The organism is Dyadobacter sp. CY345, assembly GCF_021502725.1.
Classification (GTDB): Bacteria; Bacteroidota; Bacteroidia; order Cytophagales; family Spirosomataceae; genus Dyadobacter.
The window spans coordinates 117,645-132,654 of sequence record NZ_JAKFFS010000001.1; the positions used below are offsets into that span (position 1 = coordinate 117,645).

General features: G+C 41.2%; 12 protein-coding genes. 4 read left to right on the forward strand and 8 right to left on the reverse strand.

The features are described from left to right. The first annotated feature begins 124 nt into the window (after positions 1-124). Positions 125-1,414, forward strand: a complete 1,290-nt coding sequence (locus L0657_RS00520) for a hemolysin family protein (protein WP_235148369.1) — start codon at positions 125-127, stop codon at positions 1,412-1,414. A gap of 8 nt (positions 1,415-1,422) precedes the next feature. Here the strand turns inward: L0657_RS00520 and L0657_RS00525 are convergent, their stop codons facing one another. Then, positions 1,423-3,774 (reverse strand): PDZ domain-containing protein, encoded by a 2,352-nt coding sequence (locus L0657_RS00525; protein ID WP_235148370.1) that lies wholly within the window; start codon positions 3,772-3,774, stop codon positions 1,423-1,425. 109 nt (positions 3,775-3,883) lie between these two features. Here L0657_RS00525 and L0657_RS00530 point away from each other — a divergent pair, with 109 nt between their 5' ends. Then, complete coding sequence (locus L0657_RS00530; protein WP_235148371.1) at positions 3,884-4,222, forward strand: hypothetical protein; 339 nt, start codon at positions 3,884-3,886, stop codon at positions 4,220-4,222. A gap of 42 nt (positions 4,223-4,264) precedes the next feature. Here the strand turns inward: L0657_RS00530 and L0657_RS00535 are convergent, their stop codons facing one another. The 7 genes from L0657_RS00535 to atpA form a co-directional block, all read right to left on the reverse strand. Beyond that, a complete protein-coding gene (locus tag L0657_RS00535) occupies positions 4,265-4,954 on the reverse strand; it encodes an SDR family NAD(P)-dependent oxidoreductase (RefSeq protein WP_235148372.1) in 690 nt (229 codons plus the stop codon). 144 nt (positions 4,955-5,098) lie between these two features. Beyond that, the gene (gene galU, locus L0657_RS00540; RefSeq protein WP_090338954.1) at positions 5,099-5,962 is read right to left on the reverse strand and encodes a UTP--glucose-1-phosphate uridylyltransferase GalU; all 864 of its coding nucleotides are present in this window, start codon (positions 5,960-5,962) and stop codon (positions 5,099-5,101) included. Positions 5,963-6,111: 149 nt separating this feature from the next. After that, positions 6,112-7,107: a mevalonate kinase gene (locus tag L0657_RS00545; protein WP_235148373.1), complete on the reverse strand. Its 996-nt coding sequence runs from the start codon at positions 7,105-7,107 to the stop codon at positions 6,112-6,114. Positions 7,108-7,308: 201 nt separating this feature from the next. Then, positions 7,309-7,845, reverse strand: a complete 537-nt coding sequence (locus tag L0657_RS00550) for a YceI family protein (protein WP_235148374.1) — start codon at positions 7,843-7,845, stop codon at positions 7,309-7,311. Between the two features lie 154 nt (positions 7,846-7,999). Further along, complete coding sequence (locus tag L0657_RS00555; protein WP_235148375.1) at positions 8,000-8,734, reverse strand: outer membrane lipoprotein-sorting protein; 735 nt, start codon at positions 8,732-8,734, stop codon at positions 8,000-8,002. A gap of 488 nt (positions 8,735-9,222) precedes the next feature. Beyond that, positions 9,223-10,110, reverse strand: a complete 888-nt coding sequence (atpG, locus tag L0657_RS00560) for an ATP synthase F1 subunit gamma (RefSeq protein WP_235148376.1) — start codon at positions 10,108-10,110, stop codon at positions 9,223-9,225. 95 nt (positions 10,111-10,205) lie between these two features. After that, the gene (atpA, locus tag L0657_RS00565) at positions 10,206-11,780 is read right to left on the reverse strand and encodes a F0F1 ATP synthase subunit alpha (RefSeq protein ID WP_235148377.1); all 1,575 of its coding nucleotides are present in this window, start codon (positions 11,778-11,780) and stop codon (positions 10,206-10,208) included. A gap of 287 nt (positions 11,781-12,067) precedes the next feature. On the opposite strand from atpA, the gene L0657_RS00570 reads away from it, so the two are divergent. Together L0657_RS00570 and L0657_RS00575 are read left to right on the forward strand one after the other, a co-directional pair. Then, entirely contained in the window at positions 12,068-12,826 is a 759-nt protein-coding gene (locus L0657_RS00570; protein WP_235148378.1) for an FKBP-type peptidyl-prolyl cis-trans isomerase, read from the forward strand. Positions 12,827-12,844: 18 nt separating this feature from the next. Continuing rightward, entirely contained in the window at positions 12,845-14,962 is a 2,118-nt protein-coding gene (locus tag L0657_RS00575; RefSeq protein WP_235148379.1) for a carboxy terminal-processing peptidase, read from the forward strand. Positions 14,963-15,010 lie beyond the last annotated feature (48 nt).

Below are 15,010 nucleotides of genomic sequence, written 5' to 3' on the forward strand. Positions count from 1 at the left end.
TGACAAACAAAAACGCTTTGATCATTTCATTTTTTATATCTTTGATTGTACCGGATATGATTTACGCTAATCAATCCGGTTAATTTTTTTACGCTTAACACTACAATCACTTAAAAAACAAAAAATGGTCATTCAGGTTATTATTACCCTGGTCCTTGTACTTCTAAATGGTTTTTTCGTTGCTGCCGAATTTGCTATTGTAAAAATCAGAGCATCGCAACTCGAACAAAAGGCACAGGATGGGAACAAGATGGCCATTTTGTCAAAAAAGATTGTGGCAAACCTCGATGGTTATCTCGCTGCGACGCAGTTTGGTATCACACTCGCAAGTCTGGGGTTGGGTTGGATTGGAGAACCTGTTGTTTCGAAGATACTGATCGGAGGAATGGAGCTGATCGGCATCACACTTGATCCGGTTCTGGCTCATCAGATTGCATTACCTGCCGCCTTTGCGATCATTACCGTTCTACATATTGTTTTTGGGGAATTAGCTCCTAAATCGATTGCCATTCAGCGGCCGGAAGCTACAACCTTGTTTTTGTCATATCCCCTTCATATATTTTTCATTGTCTTCCGCCCGATCGTCTGGATTTTAAATGGGATTGCTAATTTTATTTTAGGTGCAATCGGAATAAAGCCGACGCATGGCAGTGAGGTTCACAGCAGCGATGAGTTGCGGTATCTGGTCCAGCAGCAAAAGGAAAGCGGGATGATAGAGGCTGCGGATTATGATCTGATCAAAAATGCCTTCAATTTCTCTGAGCGAATTGCCAGGCAGGTAATGATCCCGCGAACAAAAATGGTCGGTGTTGATATCAATGATTTTACAGAAACGGATCTCGAAAAAATCATTGAAGAAGGATATTCCAGAATACCGGTTTATGAGGACTCCATGGATCAGATCATTGGTGTTTTGCATTTAAAGGATTTGTTGATGAAGATGAGAAAGGGAAATGAAATTGTTCTTTCTGATCTTGTCAGGCCAATTTCCATGGTTCCTGAATCAAAACCGATCGGAGCCATTCTGCGTGATTTTCAGCTGAGTCGTCAGCAAATGGCTGTTATCGTCAATGAATATGGCGGTGTGGAAGGAATTGTGACGATGGAAGACATTCTGGAAGAACTGGTTGGAGAAATTCAGGATGAATACGATAACGAAACGCCAATTGTTAAAAATGAAAACGGGAATTATCTGGTTTTAGGTTCGGCCTCGCTGAGTGATATCAATGAACACTTGCCGACAGATATTTTCAGGGAAGGTGATTATGAGACGCTGGCAGGTTTTCTTATCTCAAAATTTAACCGTATTCCATCGATAGGTGAAAAGATCCGTACGAAGGATTATGAATATATGGTCATGAAAAAGCAGCGTAGTATGATAACGCTTGTGCAGATCACAGCCTTGGAAGAATAACAAATTTTCTATTTCAGGGAAAGATCGATTTTTAAAACCTGTTGATTTCGCATGATTTCAAGGTCCAGTTTGCCGGTCCAATTATATTGCTGGCGAATTGCTTCCAATCTTACTACGTTTCCCGCTTCCTCGTTATTGGCCGTCCTGATCACATCGCCGGCTTGAAGTTTGCTTTTTGAAAGGATACTCGAAGCAGGGATTTCGACAAGAATAACACCTTTTTCATCCGGCAGTCCAAAGGCGGAACGATCGCCCAGGCCATTTACATTTCTGATTTTGGCACCCAGCCAGACAGCTTCCTGCAACTCTTTTTCCAGCGCTGCATTAAGCAAAACAGGAAGCTCAACTTTAACAGCCATTTTTCGAAGACGAGCTTTTGTTACGCCAAAATTGTTCATCGGGAAATTCTTAAAGCCGGTTCTCAAAGCAAAACTGGATGACTTAACGTGATAATTTCCACTTTTGGCATCTGTAAAAACAGCATCACCAGCCTTACTGTTTTTGTCGATGTTCAGGATTTGCGCACTTGCCAGCGCAGTTTCGTCGGGGAAAAGATTATTGTTTACCTCCTTACCCCAGTCGTTGACCAAAATCGGAAAATAAGGACGCATAACAATATTTTTTCTAAAAACATCACCGCTGTTTTTAAACCAGACGTGCGGATGAAAAGAGTTATTGATCAGGATATTATTTTCGGCCATGCGACTGAATCCTTCCCGGAATTTAAGTCCGCCGCTTAGCAAAACGTTGTTATAGATATGGTAATTGCTGCTTCCGTCGTCAAGGTCGATATCCCAGCCATGATCGCACCGGAACCGGTTATTTCTTATCACGATCGTTTTTTGAGCATCAAGAAATATCAATTCCGGATGTTTTGAAACAAGGCTATCCATGGTTTTTCTATTCGGATGCCAGAATCGATCCCGTCCCCAGGAGTTAAAAGCACCGTGATCGCCTGTCTCCATGACGGTCTCAAAAACGTCATTGTTTTCAATTAAATGTCCACCCCAGCAACCATCTCCGATATTTATTCCGGCACGCGGGACGCGATAAATGGTATTATGACGTACCAAAATCTCTGAGGCCATCTCAATCTGCACCGCGGTTGACTGTTTTTCAATTTTTCCAATATCATGTATCAGATTATTTTCGGCAAAGCAACCGGAAGGAAACCGATTATTTTTCGGGCCAGGAGTTTTATCCAGTTTAGTATAGGGAACAAAATTATCATAACCAAAAGCCGGAGAGCGGACGGCTGAACTATCTCCGACAAAACAGATCGCGCTGGCACCGATGTCATGAAAATGAGAGCCTGAAACCCCGGAAGCATGATTATATCCGCTGAACAAAACTGCGTTTCCGCCTAAAAAAGCGAATTCCGAATCTTCAACAACACAGTCTTCCGTATTTTCCATCAGAATGGCACCGCCACGATAAATCATCCAGTCACTTCTCAAAAGAGGCTCATAATGTTCCATGAAGGTTCTTTCAGTATGCGTAAACCTGATTCCTTTCACAGTCACATTACGAACTGGTTTGTCCGGAGTGCCCTTAATTTCAAGAATATGTTTAAGATTGGAAACCTCAATCGTTGCTGTTTTGAGGTCACTTCCTGGCTGAGGATACAGATATAATGTTTCCGATTTTTTATCATAATACCATTCGCCGGGCGCATCCAACTCTTCAAAAACGTTTTCAACAAAACGGTACTTCGGATGAAGCGGCGCAGGACGGTTGTTTTGCCAGCCTCCTTCCATATCAGCTTTCCCGTTTGCAATTCCCGTAATCCGGTAGTGAAAACTTCCCCATTCGCCCTGATGTAGTGCATGAAAATAACCGCCCGCCGGATTTTTCCATTTGGTCATCCGTTCCTGTGAAATTGCATCTTCCGCAGTTCCGTTAAACACCCGGGCGGTCGAGTCGAAATTAGGATATCGTGCAAGAATCTGTGGTATTCCGTTTACAAACAATGCCTCAAAGCCGGTATTTTCAATTTTTGCCTTCGAGATATTTTCGTTGTATTTTTCCCAGTCAGGAGATAATTTCAAGCCAGCACTAAAAGCGACTTTTTCATTTTTGAACGCTTCGATGGATACTGTTTTTCCATTTAATACGTTCTCATTGAGCATTATAGTTTGGTCAAGGTAATAAGTTCCTTGGCGAATAAGTATGGTAATTTGGCTATGTTTTAACTGATTTATTTTATTAATAGCACCTGATGGTGTTTTCAAAGGAGAGGTGATTGAACCTGCATTTGCATCGTTTCCGGATGGAGAAACGTATAATTTATGTTGGGCGTATGAAGTGAATGAGACAACCTGGATCCAGATAAGCAACGTGTAAAAGTATCTATTTCGCATATTGTCAACGTAGATTGAAAATTATGTAACTCTTTCCTGGTTAAATTAAGATTTTCTCATTACTATTCTACCCATTTTTAAATGGACACACTTGCAAAATATTATTGCCATGAAGTATTATTCAAAATTGGTGGCTGGGGTTATTCTTCAAATATGGGCAGGAGGTTTTCTATTTGCACAGACCAAAGTGCCAAAAGATTCTCTTCCTCCTTATGCGCAGATTATGCCGAAGTTTTCAGAAATGACTGATTATATTAGTCCTGTTGTAGATGGGATTCAAGAGTTGCCGTCAGGAAAGGCCCCAGCTTCGAATCAATTGAATGCAGATGGTTCCATAAAAGTCAATCGGACCGGAGAAATTATTGTTCCTGCTACAACGCCTGATGTAATGAAGATTAAAAGGCAAAAAGACTTGCCAGGTCCGGTAAAAAAGGTAATTAAAAAATAGTTACATAAATAAAATCGGGCGTTGTGTTTCTTGGTTAACAGATTAGTCTTTACTGTAAATTTTCAAAACGGTTTCACGAAGTTTCATCCCTGGCTCGCTCAGTACAAACGCGATGTTTTCGGCAATATCTGATGCAGCAACCCATTTAGAAAAATCAGCATCGGGCATGGCTTTGCGATTCGTGGGTGTATCAATGATCCCAGGTACAATGACTGTTGCAGTAATATTTTTTGATTTTCCTTCCGCGTTAATGAACTCAGCCATTTTGAAAACAAGTGATTTGGAAAGTGCATATGCGAAGTTATCTTTTCCCTGATCAGCTTCAAGTGCAGGTCTGGCTCCGATAAAAATAAATTGCCCGCCGCCGCTGCTCTCGAAATGTTTCATGAGTGGTTTGACCAGATGGAAAGCTGTGAAAAAATTAATACTGAACATTTTTTCAAGTAGCGCATCATCGGTAGCATGAAGATCTCCGGGCGTATATCCGCCTACCAGAAAAATTCCAGCCTGAATTGTCGACGCTTTTTCAAGTGTTGTAGTGACAAAATCCATAGCTGCTTCCTGATCTGACAGGTCAACAACCTGGCTTATTACATTTTCGAGGTCGTTAAAAGCTTCCGATTTTGTTGACCCAAATGTTACATATAAGTTATTGCCGCCTTCACTGAGTTTTTTTACTACGTCCTTTCCCAGTCCTCCTGATGCTCCACTAATGATGATATTTTTAGACATTTCTATTATTGGCTGATGTGATTGCTAAAATAAGGAAGTAGTAGGAAAAGTGTGCGGTTTGGATAAATAAAAAAGAGAAGCCGGCTAAAACGCGTCGACTTCTCTTTTTCGGTCAGGACCTACCTGGAACCTCAGCTTTTTGCTTTATTTATTCAAAAGGTCAATCAGAAACTTTCTGAATGGTTCTGCAAATTCTTTCCTTTTCAGTGCGAACTCAACGGTTGTTTTAAGATAATCCAGCTTATCACCGATATCATGACGTTTCCCTTCGATGTGATGCGCGTAAATATTCTCGCGTTTCAGAAGAAGCAACAGGGAATCCGTCAACTGGATTTCATTATTTTTTCCTTTTGGTGTTTGTTCTATCGTATTAAAAATTTCCGGGGTCAAAATGTAACGACCTGCAATTGCAAGATTGGAAGGCGCAAGTTCAATGGCTGGTTTTTCAACCAATGTGCTCAATTCTAAAATGGTATCGCTTAGCGATGTGCCACCAACAATGCCATAACGATTAACCTTATTTGCCGGAACCTGTTCAACCGCGATCACCGATCCGCCATACTGCTCATAGGTATCCATCAATTGCTGCGTAACCGGGATTACTGAATCCATGATCGTGTCACCCAGTAAAACTGCAAATGGTTCATTACCAACATGATGCCGTGCGTAATAAATGGCATCGCCCAGTCCGTTTGCTTCTTTCTGACGTACGAAATGGACATTGGCCATATCAGCCAGACGGCGCATTTCATTAAACCAGATCATGTCTTCTTTTTCTTCAAGACGGGATTCAAGCTCAACATTTCTGTCGAAATGATCTTCAATCGCACGTTTCCCTTTTCCTGAAATAATCAAAATATCTTCAATCCCTGAATCAACAGCTTCCTGCACAACATATTGAATTGTGGGAATGTCGATGATAGGCAACATTTCCTTCGGCATCGATTTGGTCGCTGGCAAAAAACGGGTTCCTAGTCCGGCAGCAGGAATTACAGCTTTACGAATCATGATTTTGGCTTTCGGCAGTCGGCTATCAGCAATCGGCTGGCAGATAAATGCCTGTTGGTTAAATTTTTTAGATATATTTTATATTACTCTAATTATTAGGAAAATTTGTATCGACTAGTCGCCGACTGTTACTGGCCGACAGCCGATTGCTAAATTACAAACGGCTTAATTACCCTTGCATTGTATTTTTTGAGTTTTACAAAAAGCTGGTTTAGCATATCATCGTCTTTATAGATTCCGATAATGGTTCCGCCGGAACCGGCAAATTTGGCTGACGCTCCGCAGGATCGCGCTTCGTTGATCAGTTTTTTATTAGATTCCGGGACGTTATATATCTGACAGCGAAGATCGAAATTCTGGTTCATTAGTTCGTGGAGGTCGTCAGGCCGGCCCTCTTTCAAAGCAGTATGCGCTTCTTTTGCTTTCTGTGCGATTTGTCCCAGGACGTCGATCACATCCTGTTCGCCGCGATCAAATCTGGCGCGGACGTCACTGTGAACTTTCCCCGAAACTTTGCTAAGATTGGTATTGTAAGCGACATAAAGCTTGGGCAAAAGTGCCGGGTCTATTCTTTCGTAAAGTCCGTATCCCTGGGTTTGAATCAGCGATTTGTCAAAATCCATATACACACAACCTTCATAACACTGGATAACACGGTCCTGCAAACCAGCAGCAATCCCCAATTCTTCCGTTTCTGAAACCATCACCAGCTGTGGCAGAATTTCGATAGGGATTTCTACCTTGTAAAATTGCATCAAAGCCCTGAAAAGCGCGACAACAATTGCGCTGGAACCAGACATTCCTACCTGACGGGGTATTGAGGATCGGTATCTTACAGTAAAATTCCGGTTGGGTAATTTGATATTGTTATCTTCACAATAATCAGCAAATTTTTTGATGCCTGCTTTTATTAATGGAATTCCGCCATTGTAACCCAGCATACTGACAGAATCGCGCAGATGAAAAACGCTGCGGAATGTACTGCCATCCTGCGGTTCTGGCTCTATGTGCAGCTCTGGGGATTCGTATAAAGAAATAGATGCTCCGAAATTCCGGACAGATATTGATATTGTTTTTCCAAAAAAACCGTCAGAAGGATTTCCCAGCAGCCCGGCCCGGGCATATGCGCGTGTTTCAATAATCAATGTAAATATTTTTTAACGTCAAAGTAGTAACCTGTTGACGAAGCTTTACAGCTTTGTCCCTTAATAGAATCTGACGCTCAATAACGTAAAATTTATCAAAAAATAATGCTTAATTAAAATATTTTCTCTGCCAATTAATAAAAAAAGGACAGACCAGGTACGTATTCGACCCGATCTGTCCGCCAATATTTCTGCCTAAAATTAAGCTTGTTTAATCAACTGGATATTGATCACCAATTTGATTTCGTCGCCAACTACAACACCACCTGCTTCGGTTGTGGCGTTCCATGTTAAACCAAATTCCTTACGGCTGATTTTACCTGTAACCTCGAAACCCGCTTTGCTTTGACCATAAAAGTCTGTCATCGCTCCGCCATATTCAGCATCTAAAACAACTGGATTCGTTACACCTTTAATGGTTAAATCACCTTTAAGTTTATAAGTGTCTTCACCCGTTTTTTCCAGACCTGTCGAAGCGAAAGTTAATTTTGGGTAATTTTCTGCATCAAAAAAGTCGCCTGAACGAAGGTGTTCGTCACGTTGAGCCTGATTTGTGTCGATGCTGGCAACATCAGCAGAGAAATTAATACTTGCTGTTGTCAAATCGTCTCCGTCAGTTTCGGCCGTTCCTTCAAAAGTTTTGAATGCGCCTGTAACAGTTGAGATTACAAGGTGTTTCACTTTGAACTGAATCTCTGAATGCGTTGGGTCAATAACCCATGATGTTTTAGTTGACATGATATCTAATGTTTTGATTAATATGTTTCTACATTTAATGTATATACATGTAAATGTCAGAAAAAGTTTTAAAAATGACAAAAAAAATTCTCAATCTTTTTAGACTGAGAATTAAAGTACTGATAATGAAATGTTTACTTTTATTTATTTTAAATTATTCTTTTGGCATAACGAAAATGGTTTCGTCGATCTTGGGATTTACCTGCAACGATTTGATTGTCATGGCCATCGATGCTCCCGGCATCGCAGAAGTTTCAACTTCCGAAGTGAAGGGATAGGTTATGCCATCCACTTGTCTGAAATCTGATTGGTTATTTGTCGACTGGACATCCTGCCCATTTACGTTCATGAAGGCAACAACTTTCAAAACATAATACGTGTCTTTGGAAATGTAGTTGGTACGTTTGCCTCCATTTTTCAAATTTACAGTCACTTTGTAAATTTTTGCGCCTGCAAGGTCGTCCTCGCCGTCCAGTGTCAGGGTTTGTCCTTTTTCTTTGTAATTGTAAAGTCCGGTTAGATCGGTTTCTGCGGAGAGAGACTTAACTACTTCCTCTGGTAACGGTGTTGCTTTGGTTTGGCCAGCCATCGGATTAACAGACCAACCTTTGTCTTTATCAATAACCTGAATGATTGTCTGTCCTTGTACTGTTGTCTCACTACGGAACCCACGGTCCTGAACGATTGTGGTAATGACCGGAATTTCCATGTTCATTACCTTCATTTCTCCGGTTATTTTTACACTTTTCAACTTTGACAGTTTATCAGCACCACCCATCGCGGTAAGGTGCTTTGCTATAATCTCGTCAACGGTTTGCGCAAAGGTGGATGTGCTTATCCCGGCTATGATCAAAAAGATCACCGACTTTAAAAATGTCTTATTTTGCATTTGAGCTTGTTTTGATAAAGTGTAAATCTAGGGAATATTAGTTTAAAACCGAAGATGGTTAAGGTTGGACGGACAACTAGTCTGTTGAGCGTTGAAATTTTTGTTTACCCGTCCGATGGCGGAAAAAGCCATCGGACGGGTCGCTCGTACCGGTCGGACGGCTTTTTCTGCCGTCCGACCGGTAAAAAAACTGCGCAAGCCACAGCCGTTTTATTCGAACTTTGAATAAAAAAAACGAACAGACGAATGACGTTCTCGCCAAATGTTGGACGGACATCTAATCTGTTGAGCGTTGAAATTTTTTTTTACCCGTCCGATGGCGGAAAAAGCCATCGGACGGGTCGCTCGTACCGGTCGGATGGCTTTTTCTGCCGTCCGACCGGTAAAAAAACTGCGCAAGCCACAGCCGTTTTATTCGAACTTTGAATAAAAAAAACGAACGAACCAAAAATGATCCGCTCGCCAAAATATATAAGTTCTTAAACTAACTATGAATTTTTTAATGCTTCCGCACCACCAACAATTTCAAGGATTTCTGTTGTAATTGCTGCCTGACGCGTACGGTTATAAACCAGTTTCAACGCTTTCAAAAGATCCTGAGCATTTTCAGTTGCCTTGTCCATTGCTGTCATACGCGCGCCTTGTTCCGAAGCATTCGATTCAAGAACTGCGCGGTATAACTTGATCTTCAACGATTTTGGAATTAATTCAGCAAGAATTTCTTCCTCGTTTGGTTCAAATATATAATTAACCTCCGGTGCTTTAACTTGCTGTGCAGTGGTATCAGCAACGATCGGTAAAAACGGATCTGTATGAATTATTTGAGTTGCAACATTTTTAAATTCATTAAAAACAAGATCAACAACATCATAACGACCTTCTGAAAAGCCCTTCATGATGTTTTCTGCTGCTTCTTTAACGTTAACAAATTTAAGTCTTGTAAAAAGATCAGTAAAACCTGTGTTCACTTTAAATCCTCTGCGAACGAAAGCTTCTGCACCTTTTTTACCAATTGCAAAAATCTCAACATTTCCTTTGCTCGCCTGCACTGAATATTTTTCATTGATCAGTTGCAAGGTTGCTTTGATAATATTAGTATTGAAAGCTCCGCATAATCCACGATCGGACGTAACGACAATGATCAATACTTTTTCTATTGCACGAACGTCTTTCAGCGGGCTGTCAACAGAATTTTCAGAACCTGCCGACACTGTCGAAAGCATTTGACCTAGCTTTTGGGCATAGGGACGCATTTGCAGGATATTGTCCTGAGCTCTGCGCAATTTAGCAGCCGCAACCATCTTCATGGCTTTGGTGATCTGCTGGGTGGAGTTAACCGAAACGATCCGGTTACGTACTTCTTTTAAGCTTGCCATCTTAGGGAAATTAAATGCGGTCCGCCTGAGGTAATCAATAAGTGAAAAATCAAAAACATGTCACTGCTTCTAATTTTTCACTTAAAGCTTCTCTTTTAATATTTAGCTGAAATTTCTTTCGCTACTTTGTCTAGAACATCTGTGATGTTGCTGTCAAGCTTACCTGCACGCAAAGCGGCAAGGGTTTCGCTGTATTGAGCAGAAAGAATAGTTAGGTATTCTTTGTCAAACTGCTTAACCTTATCAACTGGAACTCTGTCTAACAATCCTTTTGTAGATGCATAAACAGTAGCCACCTGATGTTCAACTGGTACCGGAGCATATTGAGGTTGTTTCAATACTTCCTGGTTACGGCGTCCACGGTCAATCGCAAGTTTTGTAGAAGCATCAAGATCCGAACCGAATTTTGCAAAAGCTTCCAATTCACGGAACTGAGCCTGATCAAGTTTTAACGTACCTGATACTTTTTTCATTGACTTGATCTGAGCATTACCACCCACACGTGATACCGAAATACCTACGTTGATCGCAGGACGAATACCCGAGTTGAACAAGTTTGATTCAAGGAATATCTGTCCGTCAGTAATAGAAATTACGTTCGTTGGGATATAAGCAGAAACGTCACCAGCCTGTGTTTCAATAATTGGAAGTGCAGTTAATGAACCACCACCTTTAACTTTTCCGATCAGGGAAGGAGGAAGGTCATTCATGTTTGCAGCGATCGCATCATCATTGATGATTTTTGCAGCTCTTTCCAACAAACGGCTGTGAAGATAAAATACGTCACCTGGATAAGCCTCACGTCCCGGAGGGCGACGAAGCAACAAGGAAACTTCACGATATGAAACTGCTTGTTTTGAAAGGTCATCGTAAACAATAAGTGCAGGACGACCAGTATCACGGAAGTATTCACCGATTGCAGCACCTGTAAACGGAGCATAAAATTGCATTGGTGAAGGATCCGATGCACCAGCTGCTACGATTACCGTATAGTCCATTGCACCATAACGGCGAAGTGTCGCTTCGATACCTTTGATTGTTGAAGCCTTCTGGCCGCAAGCTACATAGATACAAAATACAGGCTCGCCTTTATCGTAATATTCTCTTTGATTGATGATTGTATCAATAGCAACAGCTGTTTTTCCAGTCTGGCGGTCACCGATAATCAACTCACGTTGTCCACGTCCGATTGGAATCATTGCATCAATTGCCTTGATACCAGTCTGAAGAGGCTCAGTTACTGGCTGACGGAAAATAACACCCGGCGCTTTACGCTCAAGTGGCATTTCAAAAAGCTCTCCCTGAAGAGGACCCATACCGTCGATTGGTTCAGCCAAAGTGTTAACAACACGGCCTACAATCCCATCACCAACTCTTACTGAAGCGATTTCCTTCGTACGCTTCACTGTGTCGCCTTCTTTGATTTCACTTGAATCACCAAGTAAAACGGCTCCAACATTATCTTCCTCGAGGTTTAGTGCGAGGGCCTTTAAGCCATTTTCGAAAACAAGCAGCTCACCCGCCTGTACTTCAGAAAGGCCATAAATGCGGGCAACACCGTCACCAACTTGAAGGACTGTTCCTACTTCTTCGAGTTCCGCTACCGATTTAGCGCCTGCAAGTTGTTCCCGCAGGATGGCCGAAACTTCGTCCGGTCTAACAGATACCATAGTATAATTGACTTATTTAGAGTATAGTAGTAAGTTTTTGAAATCAGCCGCAAAGGTAGGCTTAATTCTTTAAATAAAGAATACTTCACTTAAAAAAGTGGCTACAAAAATTAGATTTTTCCAAGTTTACTACTCTGTGCTATTACAGAGGCGTAAAAATATAGAATTTCAGGCATTTAAAAGGTTTTTAAAACTTTTTTAGGTACTAATTGTGTTTTTGTTGTAATTGAGTTCGTTAATAACTAATACTTATCAAAAATTTAATTTTCTGACGATCCTTAAGTAGAATGTACAAATTAGAAAAAACCATTTTAACCTCTGTATTATGTATCGGTTTAGCTGCATCACAAGGGTTCGCACAAGCACCTAAAAAAGTAACCAAACCAGCAGCGACAGTTAAGAAGTCCACAGCCACAGTAACAAAGGCAGTACCTGCATCAAATGTACTCAAGAATCAGATGGATTCATTATCTGCGGCGATCGGAGTAAGTTTTTCCAATTCATTAGCGTCTCAGGGAATTACTGGTATCAATACGGCAATTCTCAATAAAACGATCTCAGCGTCACTTAAAGGAGAAAAAACAACTTTTAGCTCTGAGGAAGCAAACAAATTTATTGGTGAGTATTTTCAAAAATTAACTGAAGAAAAAGGAGCCGTGGTAAAAATTGAAGGAGAAAAGTTTTTGGAAGAAAACAAGAAAAAGACAGGAATAACCACAACTGAGAGTGGATTGCAGTATTCTGTTATTAAAATGGGAGATGGTCCTAAACCAACAGCCACTGACAAAGTAAAAACACATTATCACGGCACTTTGACCAATGGAACAGTTTTTGATAGTTCTGTTGATCGCGGTGAGCCGGTTGAGTTTCCGGTAAATGGTGTGATTAAAGGGTGGACAGAAGCGCTACAGCTTATGCCGGTTGGTTCGAAATGGAAATTATTTATTCCTTATTCTCTGGCTTACGGTGAACGCGCGGCAGGTCCTCAGATTCCAGCTTATTCAGCTTTAGTATTTGAAGTTGAATTATTAGAAATTGTTAAATAGTTAACAAAAATTCGACGAATGAAAAAATACCTGATCACTCTTATTCCTGTTGTATTACTTGGCTGGCAGCGAGGTCCCGTACAGCAAAATGCAATCGTTACTACGGAAACTTCACTGGCGGAAGATATAAAGCCGACAGTTGCGCAGTATAAGGCCGAAGAACTTTCGACGCGAATTCTATCAAATTATCACTATCGTAAAATAAAACTGAATGACTCTTTGTCGTCAGCTATTTTCGATAAATACATTGATGGTATTGACCATGGTCGCTTGTACTTTCTGGCTTCTGATATGGCAGAATTCGAAAAGTACAGGTATTCTTTTGATGACTTTTTACAAAAGAGAGAACTGGATGTCCCTTTCAACATGTATAACCTTTTCAGAAAGCGTTATCAGGAAAGAAGCGAGTATATCCAGACGCTTTTGAAAACGCCAAAGCCGTTTGATTATACCGTAGACGAATCATTAAACACAGACCGTGAGAAAGTAGCCTGGGCTAAATCAAATGACGAGTTAAATGATACCTGGAGGAAGTATTTGAAAAGCGAAGCGCTTGATTTGAAACTCGCCGGAAAAGCCGACTCATCAGTGGTTAAAACGATGAGCGATCGTTATAAAAATCGTGACCGTGGTTTGAGCCGTATCAGAACAGAACAGGTTTTCCAGATGTTTATGAATGCGTATGCCGAATCGATGGATCCGCATACAAGTTACATGGCGCCGACTTCTGCTGACCGTTTCAAACAGGAAATGAGCCAGTCGGTTGAAGGTATTGGGGCACTGCTTCGTGAGGAAGACAACTACATTAAAATTGTTGAAGTAATACCGGGCGGCCCGGCTTTCAAAGGCAAACAGCTTAAGAAGGAAGATAAAATTATTGGTGTTGCGCAAGGTGACGACGGTAAATTTGTGGACCTGGTAGGTTGGTTTGTGGATGATGCCGTTAAGCTGATTAAGGGTACTAAGGGTACAGTAGTTCGTTTGCAAATTTTATCGGCAGACGCTTTATCAAGCACTCCTCCGAAAGAGATCCGATTGGTTCGTGAAAAAATCAAACTGGAAGATTCTCGCGCTAAGAAGGAAATTGTTTCCGTAAATACAGGAAATAAAGACTACAAAATTGGCGTGATTGATATTCCGTTGTTCTATCGCGACTTCGAAGGTGCGCAGCAGAAAGAAAAAGAATTCTCAAGCACAACGCGTGATGTTCAAAAGTTGATCGCCGAACTGCAAGCTGAAAGTGTTGACGGAATTGTAATTGATTTGCGTAATAATGGGGGAGGTTCTTTAACCGAGGCTGTTTCATTGACAGGTTTATTTATCAACAAAGGTCCGGTAGTTCAGGTTAAAGAAGGTCAGGGAGAAATTCAGGTTGAGACTGATAATGACCCAATGATCGCTTACAATGGTCCAATGGCGGTTATGGTGAATCGTTTCAGTGCTTCTGCATCGGAAATTTTTGCTGCTGCTATTCAGGATTACAAACGTGGAATTATTGTTGGAGAACAAACTTACGGTAAAGGAACAGTGCAGACTTTGATTGATCTAAACCAGTGGGCTCCGAAAGAAACGGATCAGCTTGGGCAGGTAAAATTGACAGTTGCGAAATTCTATCGTATCAATGGAAGCAGCACGCAGCTGAAAGGTGTTGTGCCTGATATGGAATTACCGTCCGCATTTAAAGTCAATGAATATGGAGAAGGATCGCAGCCAAGTGCATTGCCTTGGGATCAAATTGCTTCTTCGAAATACGAGAGCGCTAATAATATCAATGAAAAAATCGTTGGTCAGCTTCGTGATAAGTACAAACAACGTTTGAAATCTGATGAAGAATTGAAAACGTTGGTGAAAACACTAGATGACTTTAAAAAAGCACGTGAAAATAAAATGGTTTCATTGCAGGAAACGAAACGTAAAGTAGAACGCGACGAAGCTGAAAAGAAACGCGCTGCCATGAAACAGCTTGGTGAGGATGCAGAGGAGGAAGACGAGGATGCTGATCCGAAAGTAGCGACCGAAGCACCGAAAGATGTCAAAAAGAAAAAGGATATCTACATTACGGAGACTGGCCGCATACTTGCAGATTTGATCGTTGCGTCGAAAGAGCCAAGCTTGGCCGGAGCGAAGAAAAAGTAAGATAGATTTTAATACAAAAAATGGACAGTTGGTGCAAACCGGCTGTCC

Excerpts from the sequence above, each read along its gene's own strand:
- L0657_RS00520 (WP_235148369.1), top strand. The coding sequence starts at position 125 with ATGGTCATTCAGGTTATTATTACCCTGGTCCTTGTACTTCTAAATGGT.
- L0657_RS00525 (WP_235148370.1), bottom strand. The coding sequence starts at position 3,774 with ATGCGAAATAGATACTTTTACACGTTGCTTATCTGGATCCAGGTTGTC.
- L0657_RS00530 (WP_235148371.1), top strand. The coding sequence starts at position 3,884 with ATGAAGTATTATTCAAAATTGGTGGCTGGGGTTATTCTTCAAATATGG.
- L0657_RS00535 (WP_235148372.1), bottom strand. The coding sequence starts at position 4,954 with ATGTCTAAAAATATCATCATTAGTGGAGCATCAGGAGGACTGGGAAAG.
- galU (WP_090338954.1), bottom strand. The coding sequence starts at position 5,962 with ATGATTCGTAAAGCTGTAATTCCTGCTGCCGGACTAGGAACCCGTTTT.
- L0657_RS00550 (WP_235148374.1), bottom strand. The coding sequence starts at position 7,845 with ATGTCAACTAAAACATCATGGGTTATTGACCCAACGCATTCAGAGATT.
- L0657_RS00555 (WP_235148375.1), bottom strand. The coding sequence starts at position 8,734 with ATGCAAAATAAGACATTTTTAAAGTCGGTGATCTTTTTGATCATAGCC.
- atpG (WP_235148376.1), bottom strand. The coding sequence starts at position 10,110 with ATGGCAAGCTTAAAAGAAGTACGTAACCGGATCGTTTCGGTTAACTCC.
- atpA (WP_235148377.1), bottom strand. The coding sequence starts at position 11,780 with ATGGTATCTGTTAGACCGGACGAAGTTTCGGCCATCCTGCGGGAACAA.
- L0657_RS00570 (WP_235148378.1), top strand. The coding sequence starts at position 12,068 with ATGTACAAATTAGAAAAAACCATTTTAACCTCTGTATTATGTATCGGT.
- L0657_RS00575 (WP_235148379.1), top strand. The coding sequence starts at position 12,845 with ATGAAAAAATACCTGATCACTCTTATTCCTGTTGTATTACTTGGCTGG.